This is a genomic window from Pseudomonas ceruminis (genome assembly GCF_021602025.1).
GTDB lineage: Bacteria > Pseudomonadota > Gammaproteobacteria > Pseudomonadales > Pseudomonadaceae > Aquipseudomonas > Aquipseudomonas ceruminis.
In genome coordinates this window covers 330964-352090 of sequence record NZ_BQHW01000001.1, presented here as the reverse complement: position 1 = coordinate 352090, position 21127 = coordinate 330964, and the positions used below count along the sequence as shown (strand labels likewise).

Here is a 21127-nt window from a genome sequence, read left to right as displayed (position 1 = left end):
GGCAGTGTTCTCTTACAAGTCTGGGCTGTCGATGGTCAGGTGCTGGGTAGTCTGCGTGCTCGTGGCCAGCGGCGCGCCTTGGCCAATCCATTCACCGTGGGTGGGCTGGCCCGCCCGAGACACGCGTGCCACCAGTTGGACTTCGGGGAAGTCCGACAGTTTCATCTGCGGCATCATCGCATCGGCATCGGACAGCTCGACCTCGAGCGGCAACTGCGCCACCGTCACTCGCTTGGCCGCCACAGGCATTGGCGGGCCGTTGCTGGCGCGGGCGAAAATGAACACCGCGTCGTCCGGCCTGACCTTGTCCTTGAGCGCAGGCGCAAGTTCCACCCGCACGTTCAGGCGCGCAGCGACGGGCGCGGCAAGGGTGCCGCCGGTGTTGCCAAGGCGTTCCGCTGCACGGTCGATGCCACCTTGCAGTGCCGCCCGCGAAGCATCGCCCTGGGGCAGTTGCGCCAGCAGGCGCTTCCAGTAGTCGATCGCTTCCTGGTAACGCTCCCCTTCGAAGGCGGCAATACCGCGCAGGCCCAGGCTGGTGACTTCATTCGGGTCGGCTGTGAGCGCCTCGTCGGTCAGCGCCTGCACCTGCGCGCTCCATTGCTTGTCGGCAGCGAAGTACAGCGCCTGCGCCCACTGCCCAAGCAGCTCCGGCTGGCGACCGGCCAAGGCCACCGCCCGCTCGTAGGCACGCGCCGCATCGGCAGGGCGCTGTTCGGCCATGTAAGCGCGGCCGAGGAAATACAGGCCCTCGGCAGAGTCCGGCTGCGCCTGGACGGCACGTTCCAGGCGCGTGGTCATTTCTTCCATCGACGTGGGCGCAGCCGCGAATTCCTGGGTCAGCTCGACCTTGTCGGCGGCCCCAAAATGCAGGTACAGCCCTAGCGCCATGAGCGGCACCAGCACTGCCGCCAGCAAGGGCAGGGTCTTACCCAGGTGCCCTTGGCGCGGGGGTTCGCTGCCTTCGGTATCGGCCAGCAGTTCACGCGCTGCCTCATCGCGGCCCCTGGCCAGTTGATCGTCGTCGAGCACACCGGCGGCCTGCTGAGCGGCCAGTTCAGCGACACGCTCCTGGTACAGCGCCACGTTCAGGGCGGTGCGGTCTTCTTCCTGCTGAAGGCGGCGGCCACGCAGGATCGGAATCAGCAAAAAGCTGAGGGCGGCGAGCAGCAAAAGGCCCGCACTAAGCCAGAATTCAGTCATGGGTCTGTTCTTTTTCCAGCAGTTTGGCGAGACGCTCGCGTTCTTCGGCGGACAACTGTTGCGCGCCTGAGGCGACTGGAGCGCGGCGGCGACGCACGATCACGGCCAGTACCACGAAGCCACCGGCCAGCAAGATGCCCGGGCCAAACCACAACAGCCAGGTGCGCCCGCTCAGCGCGGGTTTGTAGCGCACGAAGTCACCATAGCGATCGACCATGAAGTCGACGATCTGCTGGTTGCTCTTGCCCTCGCCGAGCATGCGGAAAATCTCCCGGCGAAGGTCAGCGGCGATCGGTGCGTTGGAGTCCGCAATGTCCTGGTTCTGGCACTTGGGGCAGCGCAGTTCCTTGGTCAGTTGCTGATAACGCTCGCGCTCGGCCTGGTCGCGAAACTGGTAGGTATCGATGGCCGCCCTGGCCATGCCGGCAAGGCTCAGGCCTAGCACAACGGCTGCCAGCCAGCGCTTCATGGCTTGGCCTCATCAACCAGGCCCTGGTACAGCGGCGCCAACTGCTCACGCCACACGCTGGCATCGACGATGCCCACGTGTTTGTAGCGGATGATGCCCTTGGCGTCGATCAGGAAGGTTTCCGGCGCGCCGTACACGCCCAGGTCCAGGCCCAGGCTACCCTGCTCGTCGCGGATGTCCAACTGATACGGGTTATGGAACTCAGCCAACCACTTCACGGCTGCGGCATTGTCGTCCTTGTAGTTGATGCCGTGAATCACCACACCTTGCTCGGCCAGCTGATTCAGGTACGGGTGCTCGACCTTGCACGACGGACACCAGGTGGCCCATACGTTGACCAACGCCGGGCGGCCCAGCAGGTCAGCCTGGGTAAGGTCACGACCACCCTGGGTAGCGGCCAGCGCAAACGCTGGGAACGGCTTGCCGATCATCGCCGATGGCAGCTCGTCAGGCTTGAGGAACAGCCCTTTGTAGAGAAAGACGGCCACCAGCAGGAACACCGCCAATGGCACCACCATGATCCAACGCTTCATGCAACTGCTCCAGACACGCCCAAGGCATCACGCACCCGGGTCTTGACCTTGACGCGGTAACGCCGGTCGAAGGCCGCCAGCAAACCGCCCAGGCCGGTCAGCAGACCGCCCAGCCAGATCCAGCGAACGTAAGGCTTGATGTGCACACGCACCGCCCAGGCACCGTTTTCCAGCGGCTCGCCCAGGGCGACATACAGGTCACGGGTAAAACCGGCGTCGATGCCGGCCTCGGTCATCATCGACTGCTGCACGGTGTACAGGCGTTTTTCAGGGTGCAAGGTGCTCACTTCACGGCCGTCGCGGCTGACCACGATGGTGCCCTTGTCGGAGATGAAGTTAGGCCCTTCGAAGTGCTTGGCCCCCTGGAACAGGAAGTGATAACCGCCAAGTTCCACACTCTCGCCCGGCGCCATGCGCAAGTCGCGCTCGGCGCTGTTGTTGCTCGACAGCACGACGCCCAGGGCACACACCGCCAGGCCCAGGTGCGCCAACTGCATGCCCCAGTAGCTGCGGGGCAGCCCGCGCACGCCTTTGGCCAGGCCCTTGTGGCGGGTTTTGTCGACAATGTCCCGCAGCCCGCCGAGCACTACCCAGGCGGCCAGGGCGAAGGCGCTCAGGGTCGGCCAGTCGAAATCGTCGACGATGAAACCGGCGATCGGCGCCAGCACAGCGCTGCCAATCAATACCGGCGTCATCATGCTGACCAGCCACTTGCCGGGAGTGTCCTTCCAGCGCACCACCACACCCACCCCGAGCACCACCATCAACAGCGCCATGAGCGGCAGGAACAGTGCATCGAAGTAGGGTGGGCCCACCGACAGCTTGGCCCCGGTGAGGGCGTCGAGTACCAGTGGATAGAGGGTGCCGAGCAGAATCATCGACGCCGCCACCACCAGCACCAGGTTGTTGGCCAGCAGCAGCGTCTCGCGTGACCACAGGGCAAAGCCCACCTGGCTCTTGACCACCGGAGCGCGCAGGGCGAACAAGGTCAGCGAGCCGCCGACCACGAACAGCAGGAAGATCAGGATGAACACGCCGCGCGACGGGTCGGCGGCAAACGCATGCACCGACGTGAGCACACCCGAGCGAACCAGGAAAGTACCCAGCAGGCTCAGGGAGAAGGCGGCAATTGCCAGCAGCACGGTCCAACTCTTGAACACCCCGCGTTTCTCGGTCACCGCCAGTGAATGGATCAACGCCGTGCCCACCAGCCAGGGCATGAACGAGGCGTTTTCCACCGGGTCCCAGAACCACCAGCCACCCCAGCCCAGCTCGTAGTAGGCCCACCAGGAGCCCAAGGTGATGCCCACCCCCAGAAACGCCCAGGCGACGATGGTCCAAGGCCGCGACCAGCGTGCCCAGGCTGCATCCAGGCGCCCGCCCAGCAACGCGGCAATGGCAAAGGCAAAGGCCACCGAGAAGCCTACATAACCCATGTACAGCATTGGTGGGTGAACGATCAGGCCGATGTCCTGCAACAGCGGGTTGAGGTCGCGGCCATCGGTTGGCACTTGTGGCAACAGGCGCTGGAACGGGTTGGACGTGATGATCAGAAAGCTCAGGAAGCCGACGCTGATCATGCCCATTACCGCCAGCACCCGCGCCAGCATCACTTGCGGCAGCTGGCGCGAGAACACCGACACGGCAAAGGTCCAGCCACCGAGGATCAGCGCCCAGAGCAGCAACGACCCCTCGTGCGCGCCCCATACGGCACTGAACTTGTAGTACCAGGGCAAGGCGCTGTTGGAGTTGCTGGCCACGTAGGCGACCGAAAAGTTGTCGGTCATGAAGGCATGGGTAAGGCAGGCAAAGGCAAAGGCGAGGAAGGCAAACTGCCCCCACGCCGCTGGGCGCGCCAGGCTCATCCACAGGCTGTCGCCGCGCCAGGCGCCGAGCAGCGGCACCGTGGCCTGCACGGCAGCGAAGCAAATGGCCAGGATCATCGCCAACTGGCCAAGTTCGGGGATCACCAACGCCGCGTTCATGGCTTGGCCCCCGTGCCAGTGGCTGCCTGGCCGCTTTCTTTCAGGGCCTTGGTGACTTCCGGCGGCATGTATTTTTCATCGTGCTTGGCCAACACTTCATCGGCCACCACCACACCTTCGGCATTGAGCTTGCCCAGGGCGACGATGCCCTGCCCTTCGCGGAACAGGTCGGGAAGAATGCCACGGTAGGTGATCGGCACCGACTTGCTGAAATCGGTGACCACAAAGCGCACGTCCAGCGAATCGGCCGAACGCTGCACCGAGCCCTTTTCGACCATGCCGCCGGCACGAATGCGGGTGTCCAGGGGGGCCTCGCCATTGGCGATCTGGGTGGGGGTATAGAACAGGTTGATGTTCTGCTGCAGGGCGCTGAGGGCAAAGCCGACGGCAACCGCCACCCCTGCCAGCAGGCCGAGGATCAGGAACAGGCGTTTCTTGCGCTGCGGATTCACTGCTTGTTCTCCCGGCGCAGACGGCGCGCCTCTTCTTGCAGGTAGCGACGGCGGGCCAGCAAGGGCACTGCGACATTGAGCGCCAGCACCGCCAGGCAGATGCCATAGGCCGACCAGACATACAGGGCATGATGGCCCATGGCGAGAAAGTCACCGAATGAAGAAAAAACCATCACGCGGCCCTCCGGCCCAGGCTGTTGATCACCTCGTCCTTGACCCAGCTGGCGCGCGCTTCGCGCTTGAGCACTTCAAGGCGCATGCGCAGCAACAGCACCGCGCCGAAGAAGCAATAAAAACCCAGTGCTGTGCACAGCAGCGGCAGCCACATCTCGGCCGGCATGGCGGGCTTCTCGGTCAGGGTGAAGGTGGCGCCTTGGTGCAGGGTATTCCACCACTGCACCGAGTACTTGATGATCGGGATGTTGATCACCCCGACAATCGCCAATACCGCACAGGCCTTGGCTGCGCTGTCCCGGTTGGTGATGGCCTGGCCCAGGGCGATGATGCCGAAATACAGGAACAGCAGGATGAGCATCGACGTCAGGCGCGCATCCCAGACCCACCAGCTGCCCCAGGTCGGCTTGCCCCAGATGGCCCCGGTGACCAGCGCGACAGCGGTCATCCAGGCGCCGATGGGGGCCGCGCACTGCAGGGCGACGTCGGCCAGTTTCATCTTCCACACCAGCCCCACCACCCCGGCCACCGCCAGCAGCACATAGCAGGACTGGGCCAGCATGGCCGCCGGTACGTGAATGTAGATGATGCGGAAACTGTTGCCTTGCTGGTAATCCTGAGGGGCAAACGCCAGGCCCCAGATGACGCCGGTGGCCAGCAGCAGAATGGCGGAAACGGTCAGCCACGGCAGCATGCGGCCGCTGATGGCATAGAACCATTTGGGGGAACCCAGTTTGTGGAACCACGTCCAGCTCATTTTCATCAGGGTACATCCAGGGTATTAGCCGGGCTTGAAAGCCCGGGACTCGTTATTCGCCGACGCTGATCTTCAGCCCGGCCGCTATTGCAAAGGGTGCCAGTGTCACCGCAAGGGCCGTCAGGCTCGCCAGCCACAGCAGGTGCCCGGTGGCGGGCATATTCTGCAACGCCGCCTGCAACGCACCACTGCCCAGGATCAATACAGGGATATACAACGGCAGAATCAGCAACGCCAGCAGCAAACCACCGCGCTTGAGACCGACCGTCAGCGCGGCGCCTACCGCGCCGAGCAGGCTCAACACTGGCGTGCCCAGCAGCAGTGAGCCGAGCAGCACCGGCAGGCAATGGCTCGGCAAACCCAGCATCAGCGCCAGCAGTGGCGCCAACAATACCAGTGCCAGGCCGGAAAAGATCCAGTGCGCCAACACCTTGGCCAGCACCAGCAGGGCCAGCGGGTGCGGCGACAGCACCCACTGCTCCAGTGAACCGTCCTCGAAATCGCTGCGGAACAGGCCGTCAAGCGACAGCAGCACCGCCAGCAATGCCGCGACCCAGACCAGCCCGGGCGACAAGGTTTGCAACAATTGGCTCTGTGGGCCTACCGCCAACGGGAACAGGGCCACGACGATGGCAAAGAACACCAAAGGGTTGGCCAGCTCCGCCGGGCGGCGGAACAACAGCCGCGCTTCGCGGCGCAATAACAGAAGGAATACGCTCATGCCGCCCATTGCCCCAGGTTCAGTTCGCGGTAGCCGGAGGGTTTGCGGTCAAGCGTGTGATGGGTGGTCAGCACCACCGTGCCGCCGCGCTCGCAATGGCCCGCCAGGTGCGCCTCAAGCTGCGCCACCCCTTGCTTGTCCAGCGCGGTGAAGGGTTCATCGAGGATCCACAACGGCGGGCTGTCCAGGTGCAGCCGGGCCAACGCCACACGGCGCTGCTGCCCGGCAGACAGGGTATGGCAGGGAACATCCTCGAAACCGCGCAGGCCAACCGCCGCCAGCGCGGCCCAGATCGCTTCGCTTGTGGCAGGCTGGTGCAACGCGCACAGCCAGGCGAGGTTTTCCTCAGCGCTGAGCAAGTCCTTGATGCCAGCAGCATGGCCTATCCACAACAGAAGGCTCGCCAGGGCATGGCGCTGTTCGGCCAAGGGTTGGCCGCCCAGCAGGATCTGCCCGGCAGTGGGTTGCATCAGCCCGGCCAACAAGCGCAACAGGCTAGTCTTGCCACTGCCGTTGGGGCCGCTGATCTGCAGCATGTCACCGGGCCGCAGTTCGAAATCCAGGTCTTCGAACAACAGGCGCCAGTCGCGCTCGCAGGCCAGGCCCACGGCTTGGAGGTGAAAGGTCACGGTTTCGCCTTATGCAGTGTCTCAAGTCGCCCCCCTCGCTGCCGTTACAGTGGCAGTGGCGGACGGCCGGCATTATTACACGCACGGCCCCTAAGCCAAGAGGGCGGGCTCGACAGGTTGTATACAATCATGACTGAAATCAATAGTCTCGGTGCACAAAGCGCGATCAACCCCCAGGCGATCAAGGCGGCGATGACCGGTGAACTGCTGAACCTGAGCCAGGCGCAACCTGGGCTGCTCAAGCCTGGCGAGACGGCCCAGGCCGAAGTGTTGACGCTGCGCCAGGCCGGTAGCGAGTTTCAGTTGGTGCTCAAACTGATCCAGGCCAACGGCAACCAGAATCAGCTCCAGGTCACTACCAGCCAGCCCATCCCCCAAGGCAGCCAGATCACCGTCAGCCAGCCAGAAAGCAACCGCCTTGCGGTACTCGTGCAACAGGCCAATGCCAGCAACGTCACCGTTCTCACACAATTGGACACGCGCAAGGTGCCGGTCGGCACCCTGTTGCAAGGCAAGGTGCTGACCAACCAGGCGCTGGCCCAGCCCCCAGGCGCCGCCACCAGCTTCCGCGCCCTCGTGAGCTTGCTCAACAGTGCCCAGGCCGGCGCTATCCTGGCCATCGACAGCCCGCGCCCGTTGCCAGTCGGCAGCCTGCTCAGCGCGCTGGTACAAGGCGACCAGTCGCTGCGCTTCGTGCCGCTCAGCGGCCGACAGGAGCAATTGAACATCGCCCAGCAGTTGCTTACCCAGCAGGGCCGTCAGGCTTCCCTGCCCGGCCTGCTCAACGCCTTGCAGCAAATGGCCGGCGACCCGACCAGCAACGGCGAGCTGCGCACCAGCGCCGAGCGCCTGCTGGCCAGCCTGCCGGACGCCCGTCAACTGGGTGACAGCAAAACGCTTGCGCAGGCGCTGAACAACAGCGGTGCATTTCTTGAAGCCAAACTGCTCGGCGGTGGGGGCGCACCCGTGGTAACCGACCTCAAAGCGCAGTTGATCAGGCTGGTCGCCCAGGCTTCGGCGTATGCCCCGGCAAGCCCCGCCAGCGCTTCGACCACCCTGGTCCAGGCCTTGCCCGCCATGGCGCGCAGTGCGTTGGGCATGCTCGAACGGGCCAGCCCGAGGCAACCGCCAGGCGGGTTCCCGCTGCCCTCTCGGTTGCTGCAGGCCATGGAACACGAAGGTGACCTGCAACAGCTGCTGCGCCTTGCTGCGGCCGCCATCTCGCGCCTGCAAAGCCACGCCCTGAGCAGCCTGCAACAATCCGGTACGCTTGAAAACGGCAACCTGCAGACCACCTGGCAAACAGAAGTCCCGGTACGCCATGGCCTGGAGTTCATCCCGCTGCAGGTCAAGCTGCAGCGCGAAGAAACACAGCAGCAACAGGCCGACCGTGAACGTGAACAACAGGACCCGCTGCAGGCGGTGTGGCGTATTGACCTGGCCTTCGACCTGGCGCCGCTCGGCCCCCTGCAGGTCCAGGCGCAACTGAGCCAGGGCCGCTTGTCCGGCCAATTGTGGGCTGAACGGGAACAAACCGCGCAGCTGATCGACAGCCAGCTCGGCGCACTGCGTGAGCGCTTGCTGGCCCGGGGGCTGGACGTCGGTGACCTCCACTGCCACCCCGGCATTCCACCACAAGGGCCGCGCACACGTGTGGAACAACGCTGGGTGGACGAAACCGCATGAGCAGCAAACAACCGCGCCAAGCCATCGCCTTGAGTTACGATGGCCAGCAAGCCCCCACCCTCACGGCCAAGGGCGAGGATGAACTGGCTGAGGCCATCCTGGCGCTGGCCCGTGAGCATGAGGTGCCGATCTACGAAAATGCCGAGCTGGTGCGCCTGCTGGCTCGCCTGGAGCTGGACGAGCAGATCCCCGAAGCGTTGTACCTGACCATCGCCGAGATCATTGCCTTCGCCTGGCAATTGCGCGGTCGCGTCCCTGCAGGTTTCACCGACGACACCGCGCAGCCCCGTGACGTCAGCCCCACGCTGCTGCGCCTGCCCTGCGGTGGTAGCGTTACCTGACGCCGTTTGCCGCACAAGCCCTCCACCCTGTCGCCCTTCTTCGTTAGCAGGGTGACCTGATGCGTCCTATTCCGTACCACAGCCTGGCCCTGGTTCGCCGGGCCTTGAAATATTTCCCCCGCCCCGACCTGCTGGCCCAGCAGACACTGTCCGACTGGCTCACCGCGCAAGGCGCGGCGTATTCGCCGCTGCTGATCGACGTGACCACCTTCCACTACCGAAGCGAACCGGCGGGTGAAGGCCGTGGCCAGACCCACACAAAAGCGGTCATCACCCAGAAGATGAACCTGGTCGAAGCATTGTTGACCAACTGGCAGGGCGAACCCGCCGCTGGCTATGGAGGGTTCCACTATGGCGACTGGGCAGGCTCGCCGCCGCAAGCCCCATTGACCATCGTAGAACGGCTGGAGCCCCTGGACCCGTTATCCAATGCTTCGCCTTACCAGGTGTTCAATGGCTTGTACACACGCAGCGAGCCTCCCCGATACGCGCCGGATACGCGCTTGCCGATACGGGCAGAGGATTTTCAGGCCACCCTCTGGAAGTTGAATTTTCATACCCTTTTCAAACAGCAACTCGACCGCTACTGGGCTCACCACCAAGACGACTACCAACGGGCGATTCACATTGCCTTCATTGCCGCATGCAACCGGCAGGTCTTACAGGGCAGCCTGTCAGAGGCCCAACGCCGGCTGATCTGGCGAGCTGCAGGGTTGTTGCCCTACGGCGACCTCAGTGTCTCGATGCTGAACATATACGGCTACACCTCGACCGACATCCTGTACATCAGGCAAGGCAACGGCAGCGAGGTGGTGCTGTACATTCCAGGCAATGCTTCGCCCTTTCATGCATTCGCCGATGCACAGGCCATGAAGCACTGGTTGGCGCAACAATGCCAGGCTGCAGAAAAACGCAGTGCGCTGCTTGCCCATTTCGCTCGTGCCGACTGGCCCGACGGCCTGGAATACAGCGGCTTGATTACAGCCTTGCTGGGCCTGAGCCTGTACCCCAAAGCGCATCGTTTCAGCCCCCAGCACCCCGGCTTTGCCACCAGCGGCTTGTGGGAGCCGCAACAGATCATCGATTATCGCCCCGGCACCTACTCCCCCCCCGATCATCAGCGATCTGTTCGAATACCTGACCTTGCAGCGCAAGCAACGTAGCTATGCCGATGCAGACAGTCAGATCACCAGCAACCATGACATCGACAAGGCCCGCTGGGGCAACTACCTCAACCTGGCAACCGCCCTGCTTGCGCCTTTGGCAATCCTCTTGCCCGAGCTGGCCCCGTTGTTGGTGGTCGGTGGCCTAGCCCAGTTCGGCCTGGGCCTGGATCAGGCCATCAACGGGAGGGACCTGCAAAGCCGGGACGCAGGGGTTACCGAGCTGGCATTTGGTTTGTTCAACGCGTTGCCCGCAGCCGGGCAGGGCGTGGCCAAGTATGGCTCGGTATTTCGTTGTACTCGGCCAGGGTTCTTCGCCCCGGTGCGTCTTGCGCAACTGCTAGGCACGCCGGTTGGCGCTGCGCCCATCGCCGAAGCGATCGATTCGGTGGAACTGGCGTTCCGTGAGCAGGCGATCGTATCCAACAACTCCCTCGCAGCGGTGGTGGCGCGTATCGATGAAAATCTCGAGCACCGCTTTATGGCCTGGTTACAGACCCGTGAAGGTGTGGTCGGCGAATGGGTCCACTATGAGTTTGCCAGTGACAGCTTCATCCGCTCACGTGATAGCAACTTGATTGCCCCCTTGCGCTGGCGGCTCGCCAATGCCGAGGACACCGCCCTGACCCCGCTAAGACAGCGGCATATCGCCACGCACAGCCAGCGCAGTACTACCCTCCAGGCGTTGGGTATAGACCTTGACCTGCCCGTCGACTATGCGCCTTATGCACAACTGCAACGCACACCGATCCCCAAAATCATCAGTAGCGTCTGGCTGGGCGACGCCCTGCTGCACGGTGAATTTCTCGAAGCCCTGGTGCACAACGTGCGTATCGCCCGCAGCAGTGGTTATCGCTACCAGATCCTGCTGTCACAACAGGGACCGCAGGTTTTCCAGCGCAATGTGCAGGTATTGCGCACGCGGGCCGAGGGCGCGCAACTGCTGCCCCTGGAAACTCAGGGCTTCTTTCAAGCGTTCAGCCGCTCACCGTATTACCGGCAATACCTCGCTGCCATCGAAGGCAATGGCGGAAGCGGCCGCAACTTTTCTTCCGCGTGCGATATCTTGCGCTACCGGCTGCTGAACCACTATGGCGGGCTTTACCTGGATGCAGATGATCGGCTGCTGGCCGCGAGCAAGGGCGAGCTCAGCCCCCCTTTGGCCAACGTGGCTCTCACGACCACGCATGACGGCCTGCTGTTCTCGCCGCCGGTGTCAAACGACCAGTTGGGCATGTACATCAAGTTCAATAACAGCATGATCGGCAGCCACCCTGCCAACCCAACGCTGGACGCGGTGTCCGACGAAATCCTGCGTCGCTACAGCTTGGCACCGGACTTCTACGACAGCCGGCCAGACCCTCGCCAAGCGCCATTGCCGTTTCAGGGCTATGCCCGGCGCCTTAACCTGATCAGCGGCCCCGGTGCGCTCAATGCCGTCGTCGACGAACGGCTGCCACTGCTCAGACAGCTGCGCGAGATCTGTCACCTGCTGGTGTCACCGGTCTACGACATTCACGCAACACTGAATCTGGGCCGGTTCCATGCCGTGTTGCGCGAACACGCCCCGCTCGACCGCATTGCCCGCATTGGCCGTGAGCACAGCTGGACACTGACCTGAACCGGCTGAACCCCACAGCGCGCCGCGCGCCATGAGGCCTCTCCTAACTATGTACCACCCGCTAACGGTGCGCTCGGCGACCCTGTGAGCACGCTTGCTCACAGGATCATTTCAATGCATAACCTTCCCTCACATCCTCTCTACAACGTGCGCGAAACGCTGATCGGTTTCCCCCGCCCCGACCAACTCGGCCGCACGTTGCTCAAACAGTGGCTGGCCAAGTACGCGGTGCCCGTGAGCGTGGATGAGATCGATGTCGTCACCTTCCATTATCAGTACGTACCACTGTCCGCCGGGCAACCAGCCCTCACCGCGCACGCTGTGCTGACGCAAAACTACACGCTGGTCGAAGCCTTGCTGAACAATTGGCAGGGAGAGCCTGCACAGGGCTACCTTGGCTTTCATGCCGGGGACTGGGCCGGCATTGCGCCGCAGGGTGCCCTTACGCTGGTCGAGCGCCTACAACCTGCCGGTATCGAATACAACAGCACTGGCTACCTGATTTTCAACGGTTTGTATCGGCGCACCGCCCCTGCCCGCTATGACGCCAGTACCCGTTTGCCCCTGCGCGCTGAAGACCTGCAGGCCTTCATCTGGGCACAAGACTTCAATCACGCCTACAAAGCCTCGCTCGACCTCTACTGGAAACGGCACCTGGCGCACTACCAGCAAGCACTGAAAATCACCTTCATCGCAGCTGTGAACCATCAGGTAAGCGAAGGCAGCCTGTCCGAACGGGGCAGGATACTGGCCTGGCAGGTGGCCGGCCTGATGCCGACCTGCAACGCTGGCGAGCGGTCCAACAGCCAGGTTGCAGTACTGAATGTCTATGGCTACAGCGCCACCTCGCTGCTCTGCCTGCAGGACATCGGCACGGGCCTGACGCTGCTTTACATACCTGGCAACAGCTCGCCACTGCACGAGTTCGCTGATGCCTCTGAGATGAAACACTGGTTTGCCCGCCAATGTCGCGACCCGGACAGACGCGAGGCGCTCAAGCACTGCTTCAGCCCTGCGGATTGGCCAGACGGCCTGGACTTCAGTGGCCTTGAAACGGCCCTCGCAGGCCTGGGCCTGTATCCGCACCCCCATCGATTCGCCCCCAGCCACGTCGGCTTCGCCACCAGTGGCGTGTGGGAGCCTGACTCGGTCATCAATTACCGCACCGAGCGTTACAGCCCGCAGATCGCCGGGGACCTGTTCCTGGCGCTGGCTTACCGTCAGCAGGCACGCGCTTACGCAGACGCCGATAGCCTCATCACCCGCAACGCTGACGTCACCAAGGCCCGCTTGACCAGCTACCTGCAAGCCGCCCTGACCCTGCTCGCGCCGGTCGCGCTGATGCTACCGGAACTGGCGCCGGTCTTCGCCATCGGCGGTGTGCTGCAGTTCGCCCTGGGGTTGGACAGCGTCCTGCATGGCAAGTCCCTCGACGAAAAAGTCGCGGGTGTGCAAAGCCAGGCCTACGGCTTGCTCAATGCGTTACCGCTGGTACCGGCCGCTGTGCATCGGCTGCCGAAGCTCTTCAGCTATCGCAGGCCGGGCTTCATCCCGGTGCAGCGGCTGCCGCGCTTTGCCAGCGATGCCCCGCTGCAACCGCAGGCCGAGCTTTCTTGTGCAGAGGCAGCGTTTCGCCCCGTAGAATTCGTCAGCCCGCCTCCCAGCGCTGTACCGCTCCCAGTCGCACGCTGGGTGGACGCCGATCTGCAGCCGCGGTTTTCGGCACTCTTTGGCCAGGGCGAACAGCGCTACTTCGATTCGGTTTGCTACGAACTGCAAACAGACAGCTTCATCAAGGTCAGTGACCTGCACCTCGACGCACCCACTCGCTACCGCCCTTCCAGCGATGGAGAATGCCTGGTGCCGCTGGACCCACCGCAACGGGACGTGACCGCCGCCCAGCGTACTGCCACACTCAGACAGCTTGGCATCGAGTTGCAGTTGCCACTGGATGATGCGTGCTATGCCTCCCTACAACCTGCACCGTTGCCCAGGCGCATCAGCAGCGTCTGGGTGGGCACACGTGCCATCGACCCCCCCTATCTGGCGGCCTTGGCGCACAATGCCCGCGTGCTCCAAGGCAGCGACTTCCACTACGAACTGTTCCTGTCAAGCCAGCTACCCGAGCGCTATGAAGCCAACCTGGCGCTGCTCAATGCCCATGCCCCCGGGCTGAGGGTATCGCCACTTGAGAAGCAGCCCTTTTTCCAAGACTTCAAGGCCAGCCCCTACTACGCCCAATACCAGGCGGCAATAGACGGTAATGGCGGCGTGGCGACCAACTTCAGCTCTGCCTCGGACATCCTGCGCTACCGCTTGCTCAAGCACCATGGCGGCTTCTACATGGACGCCGATGACCGCTTGCTCGAACCCGCAGTGCCCGGCCCCTCGACACCGGCGCTCACGCGCGCAGTGCTGCAGACCACCCCGGACGGCCTGCTGCTGGCTTCACCGGTGTCCAATGATGAGCTGGGCATGTACATGCAATACAACACCAGCTTCATTGGCAGCCATGCCGGCAACCCCACCCTGGATGCGATATCCGATGAAATCGCCAGGCGCTTCGAGGCGGACCCAACGTTCTATGACTATCGCCCCGACCCCTTGCATGAGCCAGCCTCGTTTCATGAGTACAAACGCCGGCTCAACCAACTGACCGGGCCAGGGGTGCTGAACGCCGTCATCACCCAGCGCCTGCCCTGGCTCGCCCAACTTCGCGAAACCTGCAACCTGTGGATCTCGCCGGTGCGCGACAGAAGGCTGCTCATCAATGTCGAAAGCTTCGTTGAGCACTTGGATACCTTCACCCCCCTGGGTGATGTCGCCGAGATCGGCCATGTTCACAGTTGGCGGTTCACCTGAGGCGGCTGGGCGAACCTGCGACACGCGCATACTTAAATAGCGCCACCGCGCCCAACGCTCAGGCCACCTTAGCCAGCCCCCTTAGTCAAAGGTGACCGCCATGACCAACCCGTACGTGAATGCCAAGGGCGTGCAATATGTGCGCGACAGCCTCGTCGATTTTCCGCGCCCGGACCGAGCAGCGGCCCACGCCATCCGCCAGTGGGCCAACGAACAGTCCATCGACCTGGACCCTGACCGCGTCGACGCGGTCACGCTGCACTGCCAGTTCAGCCCCACGCTTGGCTGGGTTGCGCTCATTGTGCAGAAGATGACCCTGACCCAAGCGGTTCTCTCGAACTGGCAGGGTGAGTCGGCCAACAACTGGCTGGGAGCGGCGTTCAATGCGCCTTGGGCCGGCGAAATGCCCGAGGGCCGGCTGACCATCGTCGAAACCCTGCGCGAACAAGGGCTGTTCGACTATCACGCACCGTATAGCATCTACAACGGGTTGTTCAGCCACAGCGACAACCAACCTTACAATGCGGATACGCATGTGCCCCTGGCAGCCGAGGCTTTCCAGGCATTTATCTGGACGCTGGACCTGCATGCGCAGTACACGGCAATGCTCGACACCTACTGGAATGCCAACCTGGAACACTACCGCATCGGCGCGAAGATCAACTTCATCGCCGCGTGCAACAAACAAGTGATCGAAGGCAGCCTCAGTGATGCCGGTAGAAAGCTGGCGTGGCAAGCGTGCGGCCTGCAAGCTTCGCCGGCGACGATGCCCAGTGACGGCAAGTCGAGCAGTAAACCCGGGGTGCGAGTCCGGCTGCTGAATGTGTATGGCTACACCGCCACTGACCTGCTGTGCCTGTACGACACCGTCAGCGGCCTGGTTTTGCTCTACATTCCGGGTAACGCCTCACCCCTGCACGAATTCAGCGACAGACAGGCCATGCTGGACTGGTTCGCCAACGAGTGTCGCGCACCGCGCACCCGTGATGCCCTGCAGGGGCACTTCGCCCTGGCCGATCGCGAAGACGGTCTGAGCTACAGCGGCCTTCACACTGCATTGTGCGGCCTGGGCAGCTACCCAGCGCCCTACCACCTTGACAGCAACCGCCCCGGTTTTACGGTGCAAGGCATCTGGCCCCCACAGGACTACATCAACTACAAGGCCAATCAATACAGCCCGCGGATCAAAGGCGACCTGTTCCTCACCTTGGCCAAACGTCAGAAACGGCGCAGTTACCAAGACGCACAGTTCATCATCACCAGCGACAGCGACGTGACCAGGGCCAAGTGGCTTGGCTACCTGAATTCAGCAATCAACCTGCTGGGCCCCCTAGCCCTGGTGGTGCCCGAACTGGCCCCGCTGTTTGCCCTGGGTGGCATCGCCCAGTTTGGCCTGGGCCTGGACCAGGCCATCCATGCCAAGAACGCTCAGCAGAAAGCCGAGGGCGTCAGCGCGTCGGTCTTCGGGGTGCTCAATGCAGCGCCGTTGATCACAGCCGGGCTGTCCAAGGCACCTGTGCTGCTGCGCTTCAAACAGGACGGCTTTGTATTGCCCAGCAGGGTCAACGACCAAGTCGGCTACCCCTTGAGCCCCATTACACCCCCTGGGCTACCGCTGGCCGACGTGGCTGATTATTTCCATATTCCAGAGCCCATTGCGCCTCTGCCGGGAGGCGACCCTGCGGTTGCTGGCGCAGTGGTCAGGACCCCTCGCTATGACGGGTCGCCCGACGAACTCACGGCGATGATCGGCGGTTATCAAGCGCAAGTGCTCTACGACATGGAGGCCGATGCCTTTCACCTGGAGAGCGACCTCAATGAGGTGGAGCCGACCTGCTACCTCGCCATTCCAGGCTCGATGAATCTGCTCGAGGTGGATGCAAGCACGCGTCAGGTTACCCATGAAATGCGCATGGCGACCTTGCGTGCGTTGGGCGTCGATCTGAAACTGCCGATTGATCTACCGGTCGTGCACACCGAAGGCCTGCGCCCGATCCCTAAACAGATCCTGAGCATCTGGGTTGGCGACAAGGTCATTGCGCAAACCTTGATCGACAATATAGCCAGCAATGCCCGCACGCTGCAGGAGACTCAGTATGCCCAGCGCCTGTACCTCTCCAGGGCCGAGCCGACGGCCTTTCAGGCCAACCTGCAGCGCTTGGCCGAGCACGCGCCCAGCGTCGAAGTACTGCCCCTTGAGGACCAGCCGTTCTACGCCCGTTTCAAAGAAAGCCCAAGCTTCGCCCAATACCAGGCAGCCCTCAACGGCAACGGTGGGGTGGCCAGCAACTTCTCCTCGGCGTCGGACGTTTTGCGCTATGCCCTGCTTGACCACGAAGGAGGCTTGTACATGGACCTCGACGATACACTGCTGGCCCCTGGCGAATACCCGTGGCGAATCGACGGTGAACCCAGAGGCGTGCCGGGTGAGCGGCTGGACGACGTAGCACTCGTCACCCATGAGAATGGCTTGCTGTTGCACCCTCCAGTGTCCAACGAAAAAATGGACATGCACTGCCTGTACAACGGCAGCCTGATAGGCAGCCATGCGAATAATCCAACGCTCAAGGCAATCCTGGAAGAAATGCAGGTGCGCTATCGGGCAGCGCCAGGTTTCTACGACAGCAGGCCCTCCCTGCAAACGGACCCGGAAGCATTCTATCGTTATGCCAGGACGCTGAGCCGCCTCACCGGGCCGAGGTTGCTTACCGATGTGGTCGACCGTCTGTTGCCTGAGCTGGGCGTACTGCGCCAGATCGCCAACCTGTATGCGTTCCCCCGCACCCACTCATGGCAGTTCGTCGACCTGGCTGAGTTTCAGGCAGCGCAACGGCAGATGCTTGCGCTGAACCGCATTGCCAAGATTGGCGGATTCAACTCCTGGGCCAGGCCCTGAGCGGCACGCTCAACGAAAAAAAAGGCGACCCCAGGTCGCCTTTTCACGTTCACTCGCTGCGATGCAGCTTGCTCATCAGCTCAGCCTCGGCCCGCGTCAGCCCGCAGGTTTCCGTCAACTCCGACACACTGGCCCCCATTGCGACCAGTTTGGCCGCCTGGCTGAAGGTAACGCTGCTGGGGTCGCGTTGCTCCAGCCGCTCCAGGCGATCGGGCAAGGTGGCCATCGCCTGGCGCAGCTCATGAATGGCCTCGCCCATGCGCACCGTACCGTTCTGGTAGTCATCCAGGCGCTTGGCCAGATCCTTGATGCGTTGGTCGCGCAGGGCGTCGCCCTGGGCCTGCTGGGCAGCCAGTTCACGCTGTCGCTTGCTGTAGTTGAGGAAAAACCACAGGCTCAGCGCCCATAGCAGCCCCAGGAAGATGACAGCAACCTCGAAAATCAACTCAGATGTTCTCCAGCTCGGACCACTCTTCCTCGGTCATCATCTTGTCCAGTTCCACCAGGATCAGCAGCTCACCGTTCTTGTTGCACACGCCTTGGATGAACTTGGCCGACTCTTCATTACCCACGTTCGGCGCCGTCTCGATCTCCGACTGGCGCAGGTAAACCACTTCGGCCACGCTGTCGACCAGGATGCCTACCACTTGTTTGTCGGCTTCGATGATGACGATACGGGTGTTGTCGGTCACCTCGGTCGGCATCAGGCCGAAACGTTGGCGGGTGTCGATCACTGTCACTACATTGCCGCGCAGGTTGATGATGCCCAGCACGTAGCTCGGCGCACCCGGCACCGGGGCGATCTCGGTGTAGCGCAGTACTTCCTGCACCTGCATGACGTTGATGCCGTAGGACTCGTTGTCCAGACGGAAGGTTACCCACTGCAGGATCGGATCTTCAGAACCTTGTGCAGACGACTTTTTCATTCCCCTAGCCCTCAAAATCCGCCAATGGCGGTGTGTTCGCAGTTATTGGTGTTTGGCATGCATCTGCTTGACTGCGCCGCTGGCGATCAGCTCGGCCAGTTCGGCGACGTCCAGCAGGGCACACATGTGTTCGATGACCGTGCCGGCCAACCACGGACGCTGGCCGCGCTGGCTGCGCCACTTGATCTCGCTCGGGTCCAGGCGCAGCGAGCGGCTGACCTGATGCACCGCCAGGCCCCATTCATAGCCCTGGACCGAAATCACGTATTGCAGGCCCTGGCGCAAATCATCGCGGTAGCGGTCAGGCATGACCCAGCGCGCAGTGTCCAGCACCTTGAGGTTGCCCGCCTGGCACGTGAGGATGCCGAGGAACCATTCCGGCTGGCCGAACAGCGGGGTCAGCTCCTGGCCCTCCAGGCTGTAGATCGACCCCAGGCACACCAAGGGCACCGCCAGGGTCAGCCCGGCGACATCGAACAGCAGGCATTCGAACGGCTCAGCGGCCCAGGCCGGGCGACCATCGACCGTGGCCGGGGGCGTAGGCGCGTTCGGCGCTGGCAGGTGCACTTCGACCAGCGGCGCAACAGGCTCGGGCGCCTGAACTTCGGTCAGTACCGGGATACTGGCCTCGGCCACCACCGCTGCCTCGACCACCGCCACCACCGGTGCTTGGACGGGGAGCACTGCCGGTAGCACAGCAGGCTGCGGTTCAGCAAAAGGCTTGGGCGTGCTGCTGGCAATGCTTGGCTGCTGTCGGGCGTCACGCGCCTGTTCTTCACGCACAGCGGCGGCAAAATCGTCGCTGGGCACTGCCGCGTCGAGCTCGCCCTCGGCTTCGGTGGCCTCCTGCAACAGACCATCGAGATAGGATTGCAGGGCCAGTTGCGGGCGCGTTCCGGTCTTCACAGTCATGAAGCCACCTGCACAGCCGCCTTGTACGTGAGCAGGTGCTTGAGCAGCGCTCGATAGGCAATCACGCCGCGGCTCTTGCCGTCGAACTGCGACGGCGTCACACCGTTGCGGCTGGCATCGCGCAAGCGCGTGTCGACCGGGATGTAGCCCTGCCACACCTGCTGTGCATAGGTGTCGCGCAACACCTTGAGTGTGCCCAACGAAGCCTGGGTACGGCGGTCGAACAACGTCGGCACGATCTGGTACGGCAAGGCTTGCTTGCGTGAGCGGTTGACCATGGCCAAGGTGCCAATCATGCGCTCCAGGCCTTTGACCGCAAGAAACTCGGTCTGCACCGGGATCACCAGTTGCTGGCTGGCGGCCAGCGCATTGACCATCAGCACGCCAAGCAGCGGCGGACTGTCGATCAAGGCGAAATCGAAATCCTGCCATAGCTGCGCCAGACTCTTGGCGATCACCAGGCCTAGGCCATTCTGCCCCGGCGACTGGCGCTCGAGCACGGCCAATGCGGTGCTCGAGGGCAGCAGCGAAATGCGCGGGTCACTGGTGGGCAGCAGCAGTTGCCCCGGCAGGCCCTCGGGCACTGCGCCCTTGTGCAGAAACAGGTCGTAGCAGCTGTGCTCCAGGGCATCGGGGTTGTGCCCGAAATAGCTGGTCATCGAGCCATGCGGGTCAAGGTCGACGACGACCACGCGCTTGCCCGCCTCGGCCAGCAAGCCGGCCAGAGCGATGGTAGTGGTGGTCTTGCCGACCCCGCCTTTTTGATTGGCTACTGCCCAGACTCTCATAGGACAACTCTGACTCATGAATTTAGCGCCCACCCTCGTGGGGGCAGGCTTGTCCCCGAACCGGGCGAAGCCCGTGTCATCCACCACGTTGCCTGCTTCGCGGGGCAAGCCCGCTCCTACAGGGACCGCGCCAACAGCGCAGTGACGGAGAATTGACGAGTTAGTGACTCCCCGCGACCGGTGCACTTTGTGTGCCAGCCCGGCGTAGCGCGGCGTCCGGGGTAGCATTGGCGCTGCCGGTACCGGTGAGGCTGCGGCGCACTTCAAGGTTGCGGGAAATCACCAGCACCACACGGCGGTTGCGCGCACGGCCCTCGGCAGTGTCGTTGCTGGCCACCGGCTGGTACTCGCCATAGCCCACCGAGGCCATGCGCCCAGGGTTCACCCCATTCATGGCCAGCAGGCGGACGATGCTCGCGGCGCGCGCCGACGACAGTTCCCAGTTGGTCGGGTACTGCGCCGTGCGAATCGGCAGGTTGTCGGTAAAGCCTTCGACATGCACCGGGTTGGCGAACGGTTTGAGGATGTTCGCCACCTTTTCGATGATGTCGAACGCCGTGTCGCTGGGCATGGCGTCGCCGCTGCCAAACAGCAGCGAAGAATTGAGCTCGATCTCGACCCACAGCTCGTTACCACGCACCGTCATCTGGTCGGACTTGATCAGGTCGCCGAAGGCATCGCGCACATCGTCGCTGATGGTCCTTAGCGGGTCGACATTGGTCTGCGCCAGGCCCGCATCGGTCTGTTCGCTGTCCCTGATCAACGGCTCGGCCGGCTTCACGCTAAGCGGCTGCTCATCGCCGATGGGGATCGGCTTCATACTGCGTTCAGGGTCGTTGAACACACCCAGCAACGCTTGCGAAACGACCTTGTACTTGCCCTCGTTGATCGAGGAAATCGAATACATGACCACGAAAAACGCGAACAGCAAGGTGATGAAGTCCGCGTACGACACCAGCCAGCGCTCGTGATTCTCGTGTTCCTCGGTATGACGACGGCGACGCATGGG

General features: G+C 63.0%; 20 protein-coding genes. 6 read left to right on the top strand and 14 right to left on the bottom strand.

The genetic code is table 11. From position 1 onward, the window contains the following. Positions 1–12 precede the first annotated feature (12 nt). From ccmI to ccmA, 9 genes are read right to left on the bottom strand one after another with little or no spacing between them, the layout of a single operon-like run. Positions 13–1203 (bottom strand): c-type cytochrome biogenesis protein CcmI, encoded by a 1191-nt coding sequence (gene ccmI / locus L6D80_RS01505; protein WP_176514407.1) that lies wholly within the window; start codon positions 1201–1203, stop codon positions 13–15. Continuing rightward, the gene (locus L6D80_RS01500; protein WP_176514409.1) at positions 1196–1672 is read right to left on the bottom strand and encodes a cytochrome c-type biogenesis protein; all 477 of its coding nucleotides are present in this window, start codon (positions 1670–1672) and stop codon (positions 1196–1198) included. Before L6D80_RS01500 ends, ccmI begins: the two co-directional genes overlap by 8 nt. Next, positions 1669–2205: a DsbE family thiol:disulfide interchange protein gene (locus tag L6D80_RS01495; RefSeq protein ID WP_054900024.1), complete on the bottom strand. Its 537-nt coding sequence runs from the start codon at positions 2203–2205 to the stop codon at positions 1669–1671. Before L6D80_RS01495 ends, L6D80_RS01500 begins: the two co-directional genes overlap by 4 nt. Next, positions 2202–4175 (bottom strand): heme lyase CcmF/NrfE family subunit, encoded by a 1974-nt coding sequence (locus L6D80_RS01490; RefSeq protein ID WP_176514477.1) that lies wholly within the window; start codon positions 4173–4175, stop codon positions 2202–2204. Before L6D80_RS01490 ends, L6D80_RS01495 begins: the two co-directional genes overlap by 4 nt. A gap of 11 nt (positions 4176–4186) precedes the next feature. Beyond that, the gene (gene ccmE, locus L6D80_RS01485) at positions 4187–4642 is read right to left on the bottom strand and encodes a cytochrome c maturation protein CcmE (protein WP_054900026.1); all 456 of its coding nucleotides are present in this window, start codon (positions 4640–4642) and stop codon (positions 4187–4189) included. Continuing rightward, complete coding sequence (gene ccmD / locus L6D80_RS01480; RefSeq protein ID WP_054900027.1) at positions 4639–4815, bottom strand: heme exporter protein CcmD; 177 nt, start codon at positions 4813–4815, stop codon at positions 4639–4641. The genes ccmE and ccmD overlap by 4 nt, the downstream gene beginning before the upstream one ends. Then, positions 4815–5579 (bottom strand): heme ABC transporter permease, encoded by a 765-nt coding sequence (locus tag L6D80_RS01475; protein WP_054900028.1) that lies wholly within the window; start codon positions 5577–5579, stop codon positions 4815–4817. The genes ccmD and L6D80_RS01475 overlap by 1 nt, the downstream gene beginning before the upstream one ends. A 46-nt stretch (positions 5580–5625) precedes the next feature. Further along, positions 5626–6303 carry a heme exporter protein CcmB gene (ccmB, locus tag L6D80_RS01470; RefSeq protein WP_371263294.1) on the bottom strand — a complete coding sequence of 226 codons (678 nt, stop codon included), beginning with the start codon at positions 6301–6303 and terminating at the stop codon, positions 5626–5628. Then, a complete protein-coding gene (ccmA, locus tag L6D80_RS01465; protein WP_176514411.1) occupies positions 6291–6923 on the bottom strand; it encodes a cytochrome c biogenesis heme-transporting ATPase CcmA in 633 nt (210 codons plus the stop codon). The genes ccmB and ccmA overlap by 13 nt, the downstream gene beginning before the upstream one ends. Positions 6924–7052: 129 nt before the next feature. Here ccmA and fliK point away from each other — a divergent pair, with 129 nt between their 5' ends. From fliK to L6D80_RS01435, 6 genes are all read left to right on the top strand, one after another. After that, positions 7053–8609, top strand: a complete 1557-nt coding sequence (gene fliK, locus L6D80_RS01460; RefSeq protein WP_176514413.1) for a flagellar hook-length control protein FliK — start codon at positions 7053–7055, stop codon at positions 8607–8609. Beyond that, positions 8606–8950 (top strand): EscU/YscU/HrcU family type III secretion system export apparatus switch protein, encoded by a 345-nt coding sequence (locus L6D80_RS01455; protein WP_054900031.1) that lies wholly within the window; start codon positions 8606–8608, stop codon positions 8948–8950. Before fliK ends, L6D80_RS01455 begins: the two co-directional genes overlap by 4 nt. Positions 8951–9009: 59 nt before the next feature. Continuing rightward, complete coding sequence (locus L6D80_RS01450) at positions 9010–10113, top strand: dermonecrotic toxin domain-containing protein (RefSeq protein ID WP_176514415.1); 1104 nt, start codon at positions 9010–9012, stop codon at positions 10111–10113. Beyond that, a complete protein-coding gene (locus L6D80_RS01445) occupies positions 10094–11734 on the top strand; it encodes a glycosyltransferase (protein ID WP_176514418.1) in 1641 nt (546 codons plus the stop codon). The genes L6D80_RS01450 and L6D80_RS01445 overlap by 20 nt, the downstream gene beginning before the upstream one ends. 114 nt (positions 11735–11848) lie before the next feature. Further along, positions 11849–14596, top strand: a complete 2748-nt coding sequence (locus L6D80_RS01440) for a dermonecrotic toxin domain-containing protein (RefSeq protein WP_176514420.1) — start codon at positions 11849–11851, stop codon at positions 14594–14596. Between the two features lie 100 nt (positions 14597–14696). Next, entirely contained in the window at positions 14697–17492 is a 2796-nt protein-coding gene (locus L6D80_RS01435; protein ID WP_176514422.1) for a dermonecrotic toxin domain-containing protein, read from the top strand. Between the two features lie 49 nt (positions 17493–17541). Here L6D80_RS01435 and L6D80_RS01430 read toward each other — a convergent pair whose 3' ends face one another. The 5 genes from L6D80_RS01430 to motD form a co-directional block, all read right to left on the bottom strand. Beyond that, positions 17542–17937 carry a DUF2802 domain-containing protein gene (locus tag L6D80_RS01430; protein ID WP_054900035.1) on the bottom strand — a complete coding sequence of 132 codons (396 nt, stop codon included), beginning with the start codon at positions 17935–17937 and terminating at the stop codon, positions 17542–17544. 1 nt (position 17938) lies between these two features. Continuing rightward, a complete protein-coding gene (locus L6D80_RS01425) occupies positions 17939–18418 on the bottom strand; it encodes a chemotaxis protein CheW (RefSeq protein WP_003254393.1) in 480 nt (159 codons plus the stop codon). 42 nt (positions 18419–18460) lie between these two features. Next, a complete protein-coding gene (locus L6D80_RS01420; protein WP_054900036.1) occupies positions 18461–19330 on the bottom strand; it encodes a CheW domain-containing protein in 870 nt (289 codons plus the stop codon). Continuing rightward, a complete protein-coding gene (locus L6D80_RS01415; protein WP_054900037.1) occupies positions 19327–20118 on the bottom strand; it encodes a ParA family protein in 792 nt (263 codons plus the stop codon). Before L6D80_RS01415 ends, L6D80_RS01420 begins: the two co-directional genes overlap by 4 nt. A gap of 160 nt (positions 20119–20278) precedes the next feature. Continuing rightward, entirely contained in the window at positions 20279–21124 is an 846-nt protein-coding gene (gene motD / locus L6D80_RS01410; RefSeq protein ID WP_054900038.1) for a flagellar motor protein MotD, read from the bottom strand. Positions 21125–21127: the final 3 nt, after the last annotated feature.